General features: G+C 44.9%; 17 protein-coding genes and 1 riboswitch. Of the genes, 9 read left to right on the top strand and 8 right to left on the bottom strand.

Annotation, left to right across the window (positions count from 1 at the left end; genetic code table 11):
* Nucleotides 1-2: 2 nt before the first annotated feature.
* From lptB to mgtE, 7 genes are all read left to right on the top strand, one after another.
* The gene (gene lptB / locus H5300_RS07015) at nucleotides 3-728 is read left to right on the top strand and encodes an LPS export ABC transporter ATP-binding protein (RefSeq protein WP_004735304.1); all 726 of its coding nucleotides are present in this window, start codon (nucleotides 3-5) and stop codon (nucleotides 726-728) included.
* Between the two features lie 54 nt (nucleotides 729-782).
* Nucleotides 783-2,243 (top strand): RNA polymerase factor sigma-54, encoded by a 1,461-nt coding sequence (locus H5300_RS07010; protein ID WP_004735303.1) that lies wholly within the window; start codon nucleotides 783-785, stop codon nucleotides 2,241-2,243.
* Between the two features lie 60 nt (nucleotides 2,244-2,303).
* Nucleotides 2,304-2,591 carry a ribosome hibernation promoting factor gene (gene hpf / locus H5300_RS07005; protein ID WP_004735302.1) on the top strand — a complete coding sequence of 96 codons (288 nt, stop codon included), beginning with the start codon at nucleotides 2,304-2,306 and terminating at the stop codon, nucleotides 2,589-2,591.
* A 1-nt stretch (nucleotide 2,592) separates the two neighbouring features.
* Complete coding sequence (gene ptsN, locus H5300_RS07000; protein WP_004735301.1) at nucleotides 2,593-3,054, top strand: PTS IIA-like nitrogen regulatory protein PtsN; 462 nt, start codon at nucleotides 2,593-2,595, stop codon at nucleotides 3,052-3,054.
* 1 nt (nucleotide 3,055) lies between these two features.
* Entirely contained in the window at nucleotides 3,056-3,925 is an 870-nt protein-coding gene (gene rapZ, locus H5300_RS06995; RefSeq protein WP_004735300.1) for an RNase adapter RapZ, read from the top strand.
* A gap of 2 nt (nucleotides 3,926-3,927) precedes the next feature.
* Entirely contained in the window at nucleotides 3,928-4,203 is a 276-nt protein-coding gene (locus H5300_RS06990; protein ID WP_004735299.1) for an HPr family phosphocarrier protein, read from the top strand.
* Between the two features lie 149 nt (nucleotides 4,204-4,352).
* Nucleotides 4,353-5,708, top strand: coding sequence for a magnesium transporter (gene mgtE / locus H5300_RS06985; protein ID WP_004735298.1), 1,356 nt, complete (start codon nucleotides 4,353-4,355; stop codon nucleotides 5,706-5,708).
* Nucleotides 5,709-5,834: 126 nt separating this feature from the next.
* On the opposite strand, the gene pmbA is transcribed toward mgtE, so the two are convergent.
* Nucleotides 5,835-7,178, bottom strand: a complete 1,344-nt coding sequence (pmbA, locus tag H5300_RS06980; protein WP_004735297.1) for a metalloprotease PmbA — start codon at nucleotides 7,176-7,178, stop codon at nucleotides 5,835-5,837.
* Between the two features lie 118 nt (nucleotides 7,179-7,296).
* On the opposite strand from pmbA, the gene yjgA reads away from it, so the two are divergent.
* The gene (yjgA, locus tag H5300_RS06975) at nucleotides 7,297-7,821 is read left to right on the top strand and encodes a ribosome biogenesis factor YjgA (RefSeq protein WP_017083748.1); all 525 of its coding nucleotides are present in this window, start codon (nucleotides 7,297-7,299) and stop codon (nucleotides 7,819-7,821) included.
* Nucleotides 7,822-7,929: 108 nt separating this feature from the next.
* On the opposite strand, the gene thiQ is transcribed toward yjgA, so the two are convergent.
* The 5 genes from thiQ to mpl all read right to left on the bottom strand — a co-directional run bounded on the left by thiQ (nucleotide 7,930) and on the right by mpl (nucleotide 13,601).
* The gene (gene thiQ / locus H5300_RS06970) at nucleotides 7,930-8,634 is read right to left on the bottom strand and encodes a thiamine ABC transporter ATP-binding protein (protein ID WP_102453389.1); all 705 of its coding nucleotides are present in this window, start codon (nucleotides 8,632-8,634) and stop codon (nucleotides 7,930-7,932) included.
* Nucleotides 8,634-10,247, bottom strand: coding sequence for a thiamine/thiamine pyrophosphate ABC transporter permease ThiP (gene thiP / locus H5300_RS06965; protein WP_182795707.1), 1,614 nt, complete (start codon nucleotides 10,245-10,247; stop codon nucleotides 8,634-8,636). Before thiP ends, thiQ begins: the two co-directional genes overlap by 1 nt.
* A gap of 124 nt (nucleotides 10,248-10,371) precedes the next feature.
* Complete coding sequence (gene thiB / locus H5300_RS06960) at nucleotides 10,372-11,364, bottom strand: thiamine ABC transporter substrate binding subunit (RefSeq protein ID WP_017083751.1); 993 nt, start codon at nucleotides 11,362-11,364, stop codon at nucleotides 10,372-10,374.
* Nucleotides 11,365-11,417: 53 nt separating this feature from the next.
* A riboswitch (TPP riboswitch) is annotated at nucleotides 11,418-11,537 on the bottom strand.
* A gap of 43 nt (nucleotides 11,538-11,580) precedes the next feature.
* Nucleotides 11,581-12,204, bottom strand: coding sequence for a flavin prenyltransferase UbiX (locus tag H5300_RS06955; protein WP_016787846.1), 624 nt, complete (start codon nucleotides 12,202-12,204; stop codon nucleotides 11,581-11,583).
* A gap of 38 nt (nucleotides 12,205-12,242) precedes the next feature.
* Complete coding sequence (mpl, locus tag H5300_RS06950; protein ID WP_061023526.1) at nucleotides 12,243-13,601, bottom strand: UDP-N-acetylmuramate:L-alanyl-gamma-D-glutamyl-meso-diaminopimelate ligase; 1,359 nt, start codon at nucleotides 13,599-13,601, stop codon at nucleotides 12,243-12,245.
* A 270-nt stretch (nucleotides 13,602-13,871) separates the two neighbouring features.
* Between mpl and fbp the strand changes: the two genes are divergently transcribed.
* A complete protein-coding gene (fbp, locus tag H5300_RS06945; protein WP_004735289.1) occupies nucleotides 13,872-14,882 on the top strand; it encodes a class 1 fructose-bisphosphatase in 1,011 nt (336 codons plus the stop codon).
* Nucleotides 14,883-14,974: 92 nt separating this feature from the next.
* Here fbp and H5300_RS06940 read toward each other — a convergent pair whose 3' ends face one another.
* Both H5300_RS06940 and H5300_RS06935 read right to left on the bottom strand, forming a co-directional pair.
* Entirely contained in the window at nucleotides 14,975-15,331 is a 357-nt protein-coding gene (locus tag H5300_RS06940) for a DUF2799 domain-containing protein (RefSeq protein WP_065682691.1), read from the bottom strand.
* Between the two features lie 81 nt (nucleotides 15,332-15,412).
* Nucleotides 15,413-15,769: a gamma-glutamylcyclotransferase gene (locus H5300_RS06935; RefSeq protein WP_004735287.1), complete on the bottom strand. Its 357-nt coding sequence runs from the start codon at nucleotides 15,767-15,769 to the stop codon at nucleotides 15,413-15,415.
* Nucleotides 15,770-15,772: the final 3 nt, after the last annotated feature.

The raw sequence follows: 15,772 nt of genomic DNA, 5'->3' as shown, positions 1-15,772 counted from the left end.
CGATGGCTGTTCTTAAAGCAAAAAACCTAGCGAAAACCTACAGCAAGCGCAAAGTTGTTACCGATGTAAGCTTGCAGGTAGAGTCAGGCCAGATCGTTGGTCTGCTTGGCCCTAACGGTGCGGGGAAAACGACCTCTTTCTATATGATAGTTGGCCTGGTTGCGCGTGATGAAGGAACTATCAGCATTGACGACCGTGACATCAGTATCTTGCCAATGCACAGTCGTTCTCGTCTTGGTATCGGTTACCTACCGCAAGAAGCATCGATTTTCCGTAAATTGTCTGTTGAGAACAACATCATGGCCGTTTTACAAACCCGTGATGAGATGACTAACGAGCAGCGCCAAGATAAGCTGGAAGACCTTCTAGAAGAGTTTCACATCCAACATATCCGCACCAGTAATGGTATGGCTCTGTCAGGTGGTGAGCGTCGTCGTGTGGAGATTGCTCGAGCTCTAGCAGCAAACCCGCAATTCATTCTGCTGGATGAACCGTTTGCCGGTGTTGACCCGATCTCAGTTATCGATATCAAGAAAATCATTGTTCACCTACGTGATCGCGGCTTGGGCGTTTTGATTACCGATCACAACGTTCGTGAAACATTAGATGTGTGTGAAAAAGCTTACATCGTAAGCCAAGGACACCTGATCGCTGAGGGTACTCCTGAAGATGTTCTCAATAACGAACAAGTTAAACAAGTTTATCTAGGCGAACAATTCCGTCTATGATTATATAGAGAGTATCGAGAGTTCTAAGAATAATAACTAGGTAAGTCACACTGAATGAAACCCTCATTACAACTTAAGCTAGGCCAACAGTTAGCAATGACTCCTCAATTGCAGCAAGCGATTCGTTTGTTGCAATTGTCTACTTTAGATTTGCAGCAAGAGATTCAAGAAGCACTTGAATCTAATCCACTACTCGATGTCGAAGAAGGCAATGAAGATACGCCTACATCGGAAGAGAAACCTAGCAGTGACGAGAAAGAAACAGTTGAAGCCACAGAGCAAGATTTACCTGATAGTTCAGACTTAATCGAAAAATCAGAAATTGGCAACGAACTAGAAATCGACACAACTTGGGAAGACGTCTACAGCGCCAACACAGGTAACACTGGTATTGCGATTGATGACGACATGCCTGTTTATCAAGGCGAAACGACTCAAAGCCTACACGATTACCTACTTTGGCAACTCGACCTAACACCATTCTCTGAAACTGACCGAAGCATTGCTTTCGCGCTGATTGATGCCATTGATGACTATGGCTACCTCACCGTATCTTGTGAAGATATCCTTGAAAACTTCGATAGCGAAGAAGTAGAGCTTGATGAGATTGAAGCTGTCCGCAAACGAGTTCAGCAGTTTGACCCGCTGGGTGTCGGTTCAGTGAACCTACAAGATTGCTTGTTACTACAACTGGCAACCTTTCCCCAGGATACCCCTTGGCTTAACGAAGCTAAGTTAGTACTTACTAGCCACATCGACCAACTCGGTAACCGCGATTACAAATTAGTCATCAAAGAAACCAAACTGAAAGAAGCGGAACTACGTGAAGTTCTGCAGCTGATTCAGCAATTGGATCCTCGACCTGGCAGTAAAATCACACCGGACGAAACTGAATATGTGGTTCCTGACGTAACGGTGTTCAAAGATCTTGGAAAATGGTTAGTCACCATTAACCCTGATAGTGTCCCTAAGCTGAAAGTAAATCAGCAATATGCCGCTCTTGGTAGTAAGGGCAGCAGCGCAGACAACCAATTCATTCGCTCAAATTTGCAAGAAGCAAAATGGCTAATCAAAAGCTTAGAAAGCCGAAATGAGACGCTACTCAAAGTTGCGCGATGCATTGTTGAACATCAGCGTGATTTCTTCGAACATGGCGAAGAAGCGATGAAGCCAATGGTTCTGAATGATGTTGCGTTAGCCGTTGATATGCACGAATCCACGATCTCTCGTGTGACGACTCAAAAATTCATGCACACGCCACGTGGCATCTTCGAACTCAAATACTTTTTCTCAAGCCATGTCAGCACTGACAATGGCGGTGAATGTTCATCTACAGCAATTCGCGCACTGATTAAGAAGCTTGTCGCAGCGGAAAATACCGCGAAGCCTCTCAGTGATAGTAAGATTGCTGCTTTACTGGCTGACCAAGGAATTCAGGTAGCTAGACGTACCATAGCGAAATACCGTGAGTCTCTGGGCATTGCCCCATCGAGTCAGCGTAAACGCCTGCTATAAGCTAATTTAGTTAACTATTAATTTAGTTATAACCTGGCAACCAACTGAAAAGGAAAGTCTATGCAAATCAATATTCAAGGCCATCACGTTGATCTTACCGATTCAATGCAAGACTATGTTCGCACTAAATTCGACAAACTTGAGCGCTTCTTTGATCATATCAATAGCGTTCAGGTTGTTTTAAAAGTTGAGAAAATCAATCAAATCGCGGAAGCTACCCTGCATATAAATCAGGGGGAAATCCATGCGACAGCAACTGATGAAAGCATGTATGCCGCGATTGATTCATTGGTTGATAAACTCGTCCGCCAACTCAACAAGCACAAAGAAAAGCTAAGTAGTCACTAACATGCAATTAAGCGAAGTACTTTCATTGGACTGCACCAAAAGTGCAGTCCAATGCACAAGCAAAAAAAGAGCCCTTGAGCTCATCAGTCAGATCGCTGCAGAAAGCTGTGGTCAAGATTCAACAGAGCTGTTTGAGTGCATGTTGAGCCGTGAAAAAATGGGCAGTACTGGTATTGGTAATGGCATCGCTATTCCTCATGCTCGTATGAATGTCAGTGATAAAGCGATAGCTGTATTACTACAATGCCAAGACCCAATCGAATTTGATGCGATTGATAATCGCCCTGTCGACCTACTATTTGCCCTGCTTGTTCCAAGTGAACAGTGCAAGGAACATCTAAAAACCCTTTCATGTATGGCAGAACGACTTAACGACAAGCAGACTCTTAAAAAGTTGCGTAATGCTCAAAGCGATCAAGAGCTTTACGACATCATGATCCAAGTGCCAACTTGCGAGCAATAACATGCGATTAATCGTTGTGAGTGGCCAATCTGGGGCCGGTAAAAGTGTTGCGTTACGAGTCCTTGAAGACTTGGGGTATTACTGTGTTGATAATCTGCCAGTAAACCTGCTAAGCGACTTCGTCGAATCGGTACGCGAGATCAATCAAAACGTCGCTGTTAGCATTGATATTCGCAACCTACCGAAAGAACCGCAGTTAGTTACAGAGACACTAGAACAACTAGAAGCCGCCACTGATATTGATGTGAACGTTTTGTTTCTAGACGCAAGTAAGCAAACGCTACTCAAACGCTACAGCGAAACACGCAGAATCCACCCTTTATCGATCGGTCAGGAAAAGTTATCTCTTGAGCAAGCGATTGATTTAGAAAAGACACTCCTAACACCTCTCGCAGAGCAAGCCAGCATTGTGATTGACAGCAGTGACTGCAACCTCTATGAATTGAGCGAAAAGGTTCGATTTAAAGTTGAAGGCAAAGAGAAGCAAGAGCTGATCATTGTCTTTCAATCTTTCGGTTTCAAATACGGACTACCAAGTGATGCTGACTATGTGTTTGATGTTCGCTTTTTGCCGAATCCTCACTGGGAACCCGCACTGCGACCATTAACGGGTCTTGATGCACCCATTCACTCTTTTCTTGAAAAACATTCAGAAGTTCTTGAACTCAAGCAGCAAATTCAAGGCTTTGTTGAGCAGTGGTTGCCAATGTTAGAGAAGAATAATCGCAGCTATCTAACGGTCGCGATTGGTTGTACTGGCGGTAAACACCGCTCGGTTTACCTAACTCAGAAAATTGGTGAATACTTCGAACAACTTGGCCATCAAGTTCAAATCAGACACGCCTCCCTAGAGAAGCACCAACAGGGCTAACCATGGAATTAACTCGAACTGTACTGATCCAAAATCGCTTGGGTCTTCACGCTAGAGCAGCCGTAAAATTGGTTGAGCTTGCACAAAGCTTTGATGCAACCATCACCATCCATAGTGAAGAAGATAAAACGGCAACAGCAGACAGTGTGATGGGGCTACTTATGCTGGAGTCGGCGCAAGGGCAACACATCACCATCCAAGCCGCAGGCACCGATTCACAGCAAGCGCTTGATGCCGTTTGTCACCTAATTGAAGACCGGTTTGATGAGGGCGAGTAGCAAAAAACGCTTCACTCACAACATCTAAAACTCAAACCACGCATTAACCAATATTAATTCTTAGTTCTACCTAAGTTAATGATTTAAATAAGCCCCAGAATTAAGTTACTATTCCAAGCATTGTTAGAATAATGAGATAGGAGGAAAATATGGCAGAGCAATTAGAATTCGACCAAGCTCACCAAACCCTCCAAGAAGTCAGCGAAGCCCTAGAAAACGGCCGATTTGTTCACGTACGCCGACAACTTCAGGATATGGAACCTGAAGATATTGCACACCTTTTAGAAGCCTCCCCTCGCAAAAGTCGTGATGTACTCTGGCAACTCACCGATCCTGAAGACTACGGTGAAATTCTTGATGAGCTAAACGAAGATGTCAAAGATGCTCTTGTGTCAAAAATGGCACCAGAGACCTTGGCAGAAGCAACAGAAGGCATGGAAACCGATGACGTCGCGTACGTACTTCGAAGCCTGCCCGACGATGTTTCTCGCGAAGTCCTTTCTCAAATGGACTCCGTTGATCGTGCTTTAGTTGAAACCGCACTATCGTACCCAGAAGATTCAGCGGGTGCGTTAATGAACACCGACGTAATCACGATCCGTGGTGATGTCGATGTTGAGGTCGTACTGCGTTATTTACGTATGCGTGGTGAATTACCTGACGCTACCGATGCATTGTATGTTATCGATGACGACGAACGCCTCATTGGTAACCTATCGCTCAGCACACTAATTACGACTCAGCCTGATGTGTCTGTTTCAGAAGTGATGGAAGATGCCGACGAAGCGATCGCAGTTGAAACCAGCGCCTCTGATATCGCCAGCCTGTTCGAACGTCGTAACTGGGTGTCAGCTCCTGTTGTCGATGTAAATCAACACCTTGTCGGTCGTATCACGATCGATGATGTGGTTGATGTTATCCGTGAAGATGCCGAACACTCAATGATGAGTATGGCGGGTATGGACGATGACGAAGATACCTTCGCACCGGTCGTCAAATCTGCTCGTCGTCGTAGTGTATGGCTAGGCGCAAACGTTTTGGCAGCACTCGCGGCAGCGTCTGTGTCTAACATGTTTGAGGCGACACTGAATGAGATGGCCGCGATTGCCGTTTTGATGACTATCGTACCTTCAATGGGTGGTGTTGCGGGTAACCAAACCGTTGCTCTTGTGATTCGTGGTTTAGCGCTTGGTCACATTGGTGACAGTAACAAACGCGAACTGTTACTCAAAGAAGCCTCTATCGGCTTCCTTAACGGCATTTTATGGGCCGTTATCATTGGCGGTATAGTGGTTGCTTGGAAAGGCAATTGGATCTTGGGAGGCATCATCTCAGCAGCGATGATGACAAACTTGATTGTCGCGGGTATTGCCGGTGTAACCATTCCTGTGATGCTGAAGAAGATGAATATCGACCCTGCCCTTGCAGGCGGTATGGCTCTGACCACAGTAACCGATGTGATTGGCCTATCGGTATTCTTAGGCTTAGCCACCATTCTTATCTAACTCATGCTTATCTAGTGTGAATAAACAGATAGCCTATTCTAAGACGAGATACTGAATACAAAAAGGGAGCCAGAGGCTCCCTTTTTAATAGGTCAGATTTACGCTTCAGGTTTAAACTAAAGCAAATTACTCACCCGCGACTTTCATCGATTCAAGCAAGATAGAACCGGTTTGAATTTGTGAACGAGTTTCAACGTCGTTACCTACCGCTACAATCTGAGTGAACATATCTTTTAGATTGCCCGCGATCGTCACTTCCGATACTGGGTATTGGATCTCTCCGTTCTCAACCCAGAAACCTGCAGCACCACGAGAATAATCACCTGTCACGGTATTAACGCCTTGACCCATCACTTCAGTCACAAGAAAGCCTGTGCCTAACTCTTTTAGCATTTGCTCAAAGTTTTGACCGGTCGATTTAACGAACCAGTTATGAATACCACCCGCATGACCTGTTGGTGTCATATCCATTTTACGTGCGGCGTAGCTCGTTAGCAGGTAAGTTGCTAACACACCATCGGTGATGATTTCACGATCTTGAGTGTAAACACCTTCGCTATCGAATGGGCTTGAAGCCAAACCACGTAAGATATGCGGACGCTCAGAGATATTGAACCAATCTGGCAAAATTTTCTGACCTAGATGATCCAGTAAGAACGAAGACTTACGGTAAAGGTTACCACCGCTAATTGCCATCACAAGGTGGCCAATTAGACCTGTAGCAACATCGTTCGCGAACATAATTGGATATTGGCCTGTTGGTAGCTTTTTAGCATCCAAACGGCTGATGGTTTTTTCTGCCGCTTCTTGACCAACACGCTCAGGCGCCCATAGCTCATCACGATGACGTGCAACGGTGTAGCTGTAGTCACGTTCCATTTCACCATTAGCGCCTTGTCCAATCACACAGCAGCTCGTGCTATGGCGACTTGAGGCGTAGCTTGCTAGTAAGCCATGGCTGTTACCATAAACCTTAACACCATAATGACTGTCGTAGCTTGCACCATCACTTTGCTTGATCTTGTCGCTATAAGCTAGCGCTTGCTTCTCAGCAGCAATTGCAATCTCAGCGGCATAGTCAGGGTTTGGTTCATCAGGGTGGAAAAGATCCAAATCTGGAATTTCTTTTACCATGTATTCTTTTGCTGCAGGACCTGCAAATGGGTCTTCAGAAGTATACTGAGCGATATCAAGCGCAGCCGCGACTGTTTGAGCAATTGCCTTTTCACTCAGATCAGATGTAGATGCGCTGCCTTTTTTCTGGCCGCGGTAAACAGTAATACCTAGAGCACCATCACTATTAAATTCAACGTTTTCCACTTCACACATACGTGTTGAAACACTTAAACCCGTTGACTTAGTAATAGCGACCTCAGCTGCGTCTGCACTCACTGATGCCATATCCAACGCTTTAGCTACTGCGGCTTCTAGCTCAACTCTTTGCTGGGCGACTTGCTGTTTTACATCCATATCTATTCTAATTTTTTAGGTCAATATTACGTAGGATAACAAGAATTTCGCTTTCTCCCCAAGATTCTTGCTAAAATAGGCAATATATTCGTTTGAGATAGTGACATAGGCAGAAAAGATGGCTCGCAAAAACCAAAAAGCCCCATGGGAACCAGAAGAAGAAATCATCTGGGTAAGTAAGACAGAAATGAAAACGGACATGGATGCCCTGCAAAAGCTGGGAGAAGAGCTTGTTGAACTAAAGCCTTCTATTCTTGATAAGTTCCCTTTGTCTGAAGACCTGGCACAAGCGATTAAAGATGCACAACGCTTTAAAAATGAAGCAAAGCGCCGTCAGCTTCAATACATTGGTAAAGTAATGCGCAATGTAGATCCAGAGCCAATTCAAGCGGCTTTAGATAAAATTCGCAACAAACACTCTCAAGCAACAGTTGAACTACACAAACTAGAACAACTGCGTGACCGCGTTGTTGCAGAAGGCGATGCTGCCATTTCTGACGTTATGGAAATGTACCCTGAAGCAGACCGTCAACGTCTTCGTCAGCTAGCTCGCCAAGCTAACAAAGAGAAATCAGCGAACAAACCAGCGAAGTCTTCTCGCGAGATCTTCCAAATCTTAAAAGAGCTAAAGCAAGGCGACTAATCTTCGTCTCCCTTTGCTCAGAAAGATAATAAAAGACCTAGCACATGCTAGGTCTTTTTGTTTTCGACTGACTCTATATCAAAAGCCATCAAGACCAATACTCAGTCGTCACTCACCCGCTTTAACAAACGAGCTTAATTCTTGCTGTGGATGAGCAGCTGTCAGTACCTCTATCGAGTCTTCAACCAACACCTTACCTAGCGCCACAAAAATAAACTTATTCGCGATACTGCGTGCATCACCTAAATGATGCGTCACCATCAATACCGTAATATTTCGTTCTGCCGCTAATCGCTTCACTAAGCTAAGCATCTCCTCGCGCAGCAAAGGATCAAGCGCAGAGAAAGGTTCATCAAGCAACCAGATATCATGAGGCTGAACAAAACAGCGGGCTAACGCGACACGCTGGCGCTGGCCACCCGATAAATGCTCAGGCAATCTATCTAAATACTCTGCAACACCTACTTGTGCGGCTGCTTGCTCAACTTTGAGCTTTTGGGTTGCGGTAAGCTTTAATCCTGGATGCAGCCCTAAACCAATATTTTCACGTACGGTGAGATGAGCAAAAAGATTGTGTTCTTGGAACAACATAGCCAATGGGCGTTGATGTGCCTCTTTACCAATAAGCGATTGTCCTGCCACTGATATCTCACCCGATGTAGGCTCTATGAACCCCGCGACTAGCGCCAACAACGTTGATTTACCTGCGCCACTCGGCCCCATCAACGCGACAATGTCGCCCTGCTCAGCTTGAAAATCAAAGCTAAACAACTCTCGGTGATAGTGGTAGTCCACCTCTTTCATCACTAACATCATCGGTTCCTTAACTCTTTAGCATTGGGCTTTGAGCTTCGAGTAAATAAAAATTCTATTAAGCTAAAACTGCCCACACTCAGCAGCAGTAAACTCACAGAAACCACCGCGGCAGCTTCCATTTGATAGCTGCCTAACAATTGGAATAGATACAAAGGCAGCGTTCTAAAATCTTGGCTACCAAACAAGGCAATGGCACTCAAGTCCCCCATCGCCAGCATAAAGCTAATAGAAAAGGCTTGCGCCATTGGTTTACGTAGTGCGCGCCACTCCACCAGCCTAAAACGAGTGAAACCTGTCATACCCAAGCTTGCACACACGTATTGATACTGTTGAGATAAATGCAACATAGGTTGAGCTAAGGTTTTAATCACATAAGGCAGTGCCATTAAGCTATTTACTGCAATCACAATAAAGAAAGCTAAGCTAAATACATCGGTAAATGAACGCAGTAATAAGAAGAGTCCCGTACTGAGCACTAACCCTGGAGTCACTAAGATAATGGTACCAATCAGCTCGATTTTATCGGCTCTAAAGTTCTTATTCTGCAAACGCCATGCACGACTGGTCAGCAGTATCGCAATACCAATACCGACAGCAATAACACTTGCTAAGGACGCAACTTTAACTGAGGTCATTAGCGCAGCCCAAAACGGTTCGCTGCTGAGCACAATCAGTGCTTGTGAGTTAATACCACTGACGATAACCATGGCTAATGGCGGCAATACCAGCATTGAGACTACTATGATCCAAAAGCTATCCCAAGCTTTTGACCACCAGCAGTCCTTAACCAAATATTTCTCTTCCGACAACTGACTGGCCGTCACTGAAATAGGTTTCGACAGGCGCTGAATACTCACCGCTAATACACCACACAGCAGCATTTGCCATATCGCGAGTAACGCACCAGCCTGTAAGTCAAAGTCGAATTTAATCGCTTGATAAATAGCGAGTTCGATAGTGGTCGATTTCGGACCTCCACCTAGCGCCATCACGGTAGCAAAGCTAGTAAAGCACAACATGAAGACTAAGCCACATACATGAGGCAGTTGTTGTCTCAATCGCGGCCATTCGACCCATTTAAATTTATTCCAATGACTCATACCCAAATGAGCACACAGCTTATGTTGCTCGGCAGGCACGGTATCTAAAGCTTGTAAAAGTAAACGACTGGCATAGGGCAGATTAAAGAAGACATGTGCGAGCAAAATGCCATTCAATCCATAGATGGATAATGGTAATTCAATATCGAAGTTCGCCAGAAATTTAGCTAACCAACCACTGTTGCCATAAATTGCAAGCAAACCAAACACACCGACTAACACAGGTAGAACCAAGGTCGACGCGAACAGCCTTAACAACAGAGCTCGCCCAAAAAATTGCCTGCGACACAAAGCATGAGCAATAGGTATAGCAAAGCCAACACTCAGCACAGTTGAGAGTGTCGCTTGATAAAAACTGAATTTCGTTACATGCCAATAGTAAGGATCGGACCATACTTGGCTGATATCAAGAGAAGGGGCATTGCTAAGCAATGCCCCAACTGCTGAAACCACAAAGGCGGTAATGAGTATCGCAACCCAGATCCCGACCTTAGGTGTTTTCTTTATCATAAATTGATTTTTTACCGTAAGTGGTTCACTCAGTTAATATCGAACGAACCTTTAAATACAGAAAGTTAGAAAGCTGAATTTTAGGAAACTCATCTTTAGAAAGTTAAGCTAGAAAGCTAATCTTTTAAAAAGTAAGTGCACTCTGCCACTCACGAATCCATGGCTTACGCTTAGCAGCGATTTCTTCAGGCGTAAAACTCAGAGCTTTCTGCGGTACCGTTAACTGCTCAAACCCTTTTGGTAGCTCGATATCCGTCACTGGGTACATCCAGTTGCCCGTTGGCATCGCAGATTGGAATTCATCACTTAGGATAAACGCCATAAACTCATCGGCAAGCTTTTCGTTCTTGCTGCCTTTAACTTTCGCTGCCACTTCCACTTGAGTGTAATGACCTTCTTCAAAGCTTGCTGCTGCGTACTTAGAATCACTTTCTGCAATGATGTGGTAAGCCGGAGAGGTCGTGTAAGACAAGACTAAGTCCGACTCACCCTTTAAGAACATAGAGTAAGCTTCAGACCAACCTTTAGTCACAGTAACCGTTTTCTGAGCGAGCTTCTTCCAAGCTGCTGTCGCTTCATCACCGTATACTGACTTCATCCATAGCATCATGCCTTGACCTGGTGTTGATGTACGTGGGTCTTGGTAGATGACCTTGAGGTCGTCACGCTGCTCAACCAGTTCCTTCAAGCTCTTAGGTGGGTTTGCTAGTTTCTCTTTGTTATAGATAAACGCAAAGTAGCCAAAGTCATAAGGGACAAAAGTACTGTCGTTCCAACCATTAGGAAGCGTTACTGATGAAGTATCAACATTGTGCTCAGCCAATAAGCCCGTCGCTTTCGCTTCAGCCATCAGATTGTTATCTAGGCCTAACACGATATCAGCTTTGCTGTTCCCACCTTCAAGACGTAAGCGGTTCAGAATAGACACGCCATCTTCTAGCGCGACAAAGTTCACATCACAGCCACACTTTTCTTCAAATGCTTTTTCAACGGCAGGACGAGGGCCCCAATCCGCAGCAAAAGAATCATAGGTATAAACCGTTAGGGTATTGTCTGCAGCAAAGGCAGAAAAAGAGATGGCTGTAGTAACAGCAAGAGTTGTTAATGTGAATTTCACTGGACGCTCTCCATGGTCTGAGCGGCACAGGTTTGAGGGAGGAGAACGGTAGAAGTTGTTCCTAACTCAATTCCTACGCCAGCATTATCTGGTTCAGGTTTACGGGTCCCAAGCACTTGCTTGATCTCAGCTCGCATTCATTATTTGAATGGTTCGCTCCCCGATGAGTGTTCAGAATTGTAATTCGAATTTTAACAATAAGCTATCAAGTTTGGATCAATTACGTTGATCGTAACCCCAACGTGGCACTAAACCTTGCTCGATGCCAAGATGATCCAAAATGCGCGCCACCATAAAATCGACCAGATCTTCAATCGACTTGGGTTGATGATAAAAACCCGGAGCGGCAGGCATGATCGTCACGCCCATAGTCGATAGCTTATGCATGTTCTCTAAGTGCAGCGTCGAGAATGGCGTCTCACGAACCACCAACAACAGTTGGCCTCGTTCTTTCATGACCACATCTGCAGCACGCTCAATCAGATTATCTGACAGGCCATGAGCAATTGAAGCCAAGCTTCCCGCTGAGCATGGGCAAACGACCATCTGCTTCGGCGCTGCAGAACCAGAGGCAACCGGTGAGAACCAATCATCTTTGCCACACACCACCAGCTTTTCTGGGTCGCAGCCTAAATGCTTAACCAAAGCTTGTTTCGCGGCATCGGGCCCTGCAGGTAACTTAAGTTCATGCTCGGTCGCCAACACCACTCTCGCTGCCGAAGATATCAGTAAATAGACCTGATAATCCGCCGCCAAAAGGCATTCAAGTAAACGCAGGCCATAAGGCGCACCTGATGCGCCAGTGAAAGCGAGGGTTATAGCTTTATCGTGTTTTGTCATGTTCTCAAGTACTTCAAAATATAAGGTCGTGGATGCCGTTAGCCTTTGAGTGCCAACGCATCCAACAATTTCTGGTGAATACCACCAAAGCCACCATTACTCATTACTAAGATTTGGTCGCCCGCTTGTGCCTCTGAGACAATTCTAGCAACGAATGCATCCATGTCATCACTTACATGTGCGGGTTGATGGCACGCATTGGCAACATCTTGTACAGACCAATCAATATTATCCGGTTGGAATAAGTAGGTAGAATCCGCCTGTTTGAGCGAATCAGCCAAGGTTTCTTTATGCACACCACGCTTCATGGTGGCAGAACGAGGCTCTAAAACAGCAATGATTTTTTTCGTATCGACCTTATTACGTAAGCCACCCAGCGTAAGTTCAATCGCTGTAGGATGATGAGCAAAATCGTCATAGACAGAAACACCTGCCACTTCGCCTTTAAACTCTAAGCGACGCTTGGTATTAATGAAAGTCGCCAGTGATTCACATCCTAAGTCGGGTGTCACACCAACATGTCTTGCCGCCGCAATCGCCATCAAGGCATTACTTACGTTATGATCGCCAACCAAATCCCAGTCTACGGTTCCAACACATTCGTCTTGGAAATAGACCTCAAATTTAGAGCCATCTTTAACCAGTTTCTTGGCATCCCAATCGCCAAGTTCGCCGCTCGATTCAGTCTCACTCCAACACCCACGAGATAGAACATCTTCAATAGCCGTATCTTGCTTCGGTGAGAAAATACGACCATTACTTGGCACAGTGCGAACCAAATGATGGAACTGTCGCTTGATCGCTTCAAGATCGTCAAAGATATCCGCATGATCGAACTCAAGATTATTCATCACCAAGGTTCTTGGGTGGTAATGAACGAACTTAGATCGTTTATCGAAAAAAGCACTGTCATATTCGTCGGCTTCGACCACGAAGAACATGCTTTCACCAAGGCGAGCAGAGATACCAAAGTTACCCAACACGCCGCCAACTAAGAAGCCAGGCGCATAGCCACAGTCTTCTAAAATCCAAGCCAGCATGCTCGATGTTGTTGTCTTGCCATGCGTTCCCGATACCGCTAATACCCAACGGTCATGCAGTAGAAATTCTTGCAACCATTGCGGGCCTGATGTGTATCTAAGGTTATTATCCAATACATACTCAACACACGGGTTACCACGGCTCATGGCATTACCGATAACCACGAGATCAGGCCTTGGCTCTAATTGACTGGGGTCGAACCCTTCAATAATTTCAATCCCTTGTGATTCCAACAAAGTGCTCATTGGAGGGTAAACATTCGCGTCACTACCCGTAACCTTGTGACCTAATTGACGAGCCAATACCGCGGCACCACCCATGAAGGTGCCACAAATTCCTAAGATGTGAATATGCATATATTGCTTCCAAACGCTTGGCTAAATGAGCCATGTCTAAATCAAACTACTTGCACTCATTATCATTAAATGGCGATTAAAAGCGAGCAGCAATGCAAAACAAATTTAGTCGACATAGTAAGTGAGATCTGTGTCGCTTAGTTCATTACCATTAAAAAGATCTAACCTTTAGAATTTAGGTAAGCGTCTAGATGAATAAAGCCCACTCAAGAGGCCTAATCTACAGTGCTCAAATCCCCCCTAATATTGAGAGAAGTTTAAGGAAATAACATGTCTGAGATGCGCACCCTTGGTGAGTTCATTGTTGCAAAACAAAGTGACTTTCCCCATGCAAGTGGTGATCTATCATCCCTTTTGTCATCAATTCGTCTTGCTGCGAAAATTGTTAACCGTGAAATCAACAAAGCAGGTCTTGTCGACATTACTGGCGCTGTTGGTACAGACAACGTTCAAGGTGAAGAGCAACAAAAGCTAGACCTTTACGCGAACGACAAATTTAAAGCGGCTCTAGAAGCTCGTGACCAAGTTTGTGGCGTTGCAAGTGAAGAAGAAGACGAAGCTGTTGCCTTCAATAAAGAGCTCAACAAAAACGCAAAATACGTTGTTCTGATGGATCCACTTGATGGTTCTTCAAACATCGATGTGAATGTATCGGTTGGTACGATTTTCTCTATCTACCGCCGAGTGTCACCGATTGGTACCCCACCAACACAAGAAGATTTCCTACAACCTGGACACAAACAAGTCGCAGCTGGTTACGTAATTTACGGTTCTTCAACCATGCTTGTTTACACAACAGGCGCTGGCGTCAATGGTTTCACCTACGACCCATCACTGGGTACCTTCTGTCTATCTCATGAAAACATGATGATCCCTGATGAAGGTAAGATCTACTCGATCAACGAAGGTAACTACTTCCGCTTCCCTACGGGTGTTAAAAAGTACATCAAGTACTGCCAAGAAGATGAGCCAAGTGATAACCGCCCTTACACCTCTCGTTACATTGGTTCTCTAGTATCAGATTTCCACCGTAACCTGCTGAAAGGTGGCATCTACTTATACCCAAGCACACAAAGCCATCCTCAAGGTAAACTGCGTTTGCTTTACGAGTGCAACCCAATTGCTTTCCTTATGGAACAAGCTGGTGGTATCGCTTCAGACGGTGCTCAACGTATCATGGACATCAAACCAACTGAGTTACACCAACGTGTACCTTTCTTTGTTGGCTCAACAGACATGGTTCGCAAAGTAGAAGAGTTTCTTGAGCTTAACCGAGACTAATTCTCTCGTTTATTTCTCAAAATAACGTCATTAAAAAAGCCAGCATTTATATGCTGGCTTTTTGTTGTTCGCTGAATTAAACAATCACCGAACTATTGAACGCTATACTTTGATTCAGCACCACGCTCGTAATTAAAACGGAACCATTTATCGACGTCATCGCAAATGCCAAGGTAGGTCTCACCGCGGCGTCCTAGCGCTCGCGGGTTCTGCGAACAGTACTGAGTTTTACCCACTTCATAACCTTGGTCGTAAGCCGCATACAAATCGGCATCAATAGATGGTGAAGACGCAGCTTCTGCCAAACTTGCTTCAGTCTGTTTGGTTTTCCCTTTTAGCGCCATTTCTTCGCCAAAGCTCTGCCAATCGGTCGTATTCATTGATGTTGGTGGCGGGGTTTGCGCACAACCAAATAGCATTACTGATAGCACCAATAATATATATTTCATAATTTCCTCCTGATGGAAAAGACTAGCTCGTACATTGAGACTTTTAGCTATTACGTCAGAATGCTTCCAGTAGTTCATTCACTATAGCGGGTTGTCCCGCTTACACCAGTCACCCGAAAGTATTTCTTTATTAGCTGTTAGATCAAGCTGATACAAATATACCCATGCTAATCCAAATATAGTCTCTATTTGCTCGCGACGATACTCAACAGGAACATCTTCTAGCCGATCGAGCGACTCCAAAATTTCGTCGTTAATGATATAGACCTCGCCAGCGACACTTTTCTTTCCGAAAATCATCGCCGGATACGCAACTAAATCAAAAAGTGCGTATTCCTCAGGTGTGTCAAACCTTCCTAAACACTCACACTGTTTTAAATAGTGGTGGTTTGATTGGTCTTTTCTCAATGTCCCATAAACAAAAACGAGGTGCTGCATACT

The organism is Vibrio sp. SG41-7, from assembly GCF_014164465.1.
GTDB classification, from domain to species: domain Bacteria; phylum Pseudomonadota; class Gammaproteobacteria; order Enterobacterales; family Vibrionaceae; genus Vibrio; species Vibrio splendidus.
The sequence above is the reverse complement of the archived record's forward strand: the minus strand, read 5'-3'. Positions and strand labels throughout refer to the sequence as shown.

Coding starts and splice junctions, on each gene's coding strand:
- pmbA (WP_004735297.1), bottom strand. CDS start 7,178: ATGGATGTAAAACAGCAAGTCGCCCAGCAAAGAGTTGAGCTAGAAGCC.
- mpl (WP_061023526.1), bottom strand. CDS start 13,601: ATGCATATTCACATCTTAGGAATTTGTGGCACCTTCATGGGTGGTGCC.
- yjgA (WP_017083748.1), top strand. CDS start 7,297: ATGGCTCGCAAAAACCAAAAAGCCCCATGGGAACCAGAAGAAGAAATC.
- hpf (WP_004735302.1), top strand. CDS start 2,304: ATGCAAATCAATATTCAAGGCCATCACGTTGATCTTACCGATTCAATG.
- thiQ (WP_102453389.1), bottom strand. CDS start 8,634: ATGTTAGTGATGAAAGAGGTGGACTACCACTATCACCGAGAGTTGTTT.
- ptsN (WP_004735301.1), top strand. CDS start 2,593: ATGCAATTAAGCGAAGTACTTTCATTGGACTGCACCAAAAGTGCAGTC.
- H5300_RS06990 (WP_004735299.1), top strand. CDS start 3,928: ATGGAATTAACTCGAACTGTACTGATCCAAAATCGCTTGGGTCTTCAC.
- mgtE (WP_004735298.1), top strand. CDS start 4,353: ATGGCAGAGCAATTAGAATTCGACCAAGCTCACCAAACCCTCCAAGAA.
- H5300_RS06935 (WP_004735287.1), bottom strand. CDS start 15,769: ATGCAGCACCTCGTTTTTGTTTATGGGACATTGAGAAAAGACCAATCA.
- H5300_RS06955 (WP_016787846.1), bottom strand. CDS start 12,204: ATGACAAAACACGATAAAGCTATAACCCTCGCTTTCACTGGCGCATCA.
- rapZ (WP_004735300.1), top strand. CDS start 3,056: ATGCGATTAATCGTTGTGAGTGGCCAATCTGGGGCCGGTAAAAGTGTT.
- fbp (WP_004735289.1), top strand. CDS start 13,872: ATGTCTGAGATGCGCACCCTTGGTGAGTTCATTGTTGCAAAACAAAGT.
- lptB (WP_004735304.1), top strand. CDS start 3: ATGGCTGTTCTTAAAGCAAAAAACCTAGCGAAAACCTACAGCAAGCGC.
- thiP (WP_182795707.1), bottom strand. CDS start 10,247: ATGATAAAGAAAACACCTAAGGTCGGGATCTGGGTTGCGATACTCATT.
- H5300_RS06940 (WP_065682691.1), bottom strand. CDS start 15,331: ATGAAATATATATTATTGGTGCTATCAGTAATGCTATTTGGTTGTGCG.
- H5300_RS07010 (WP_004735303.1), top strand. CDS start 783: ATGAAACCCTCATTACAACTTAAGCTAGGCCAACAGTTAGCAATGACT.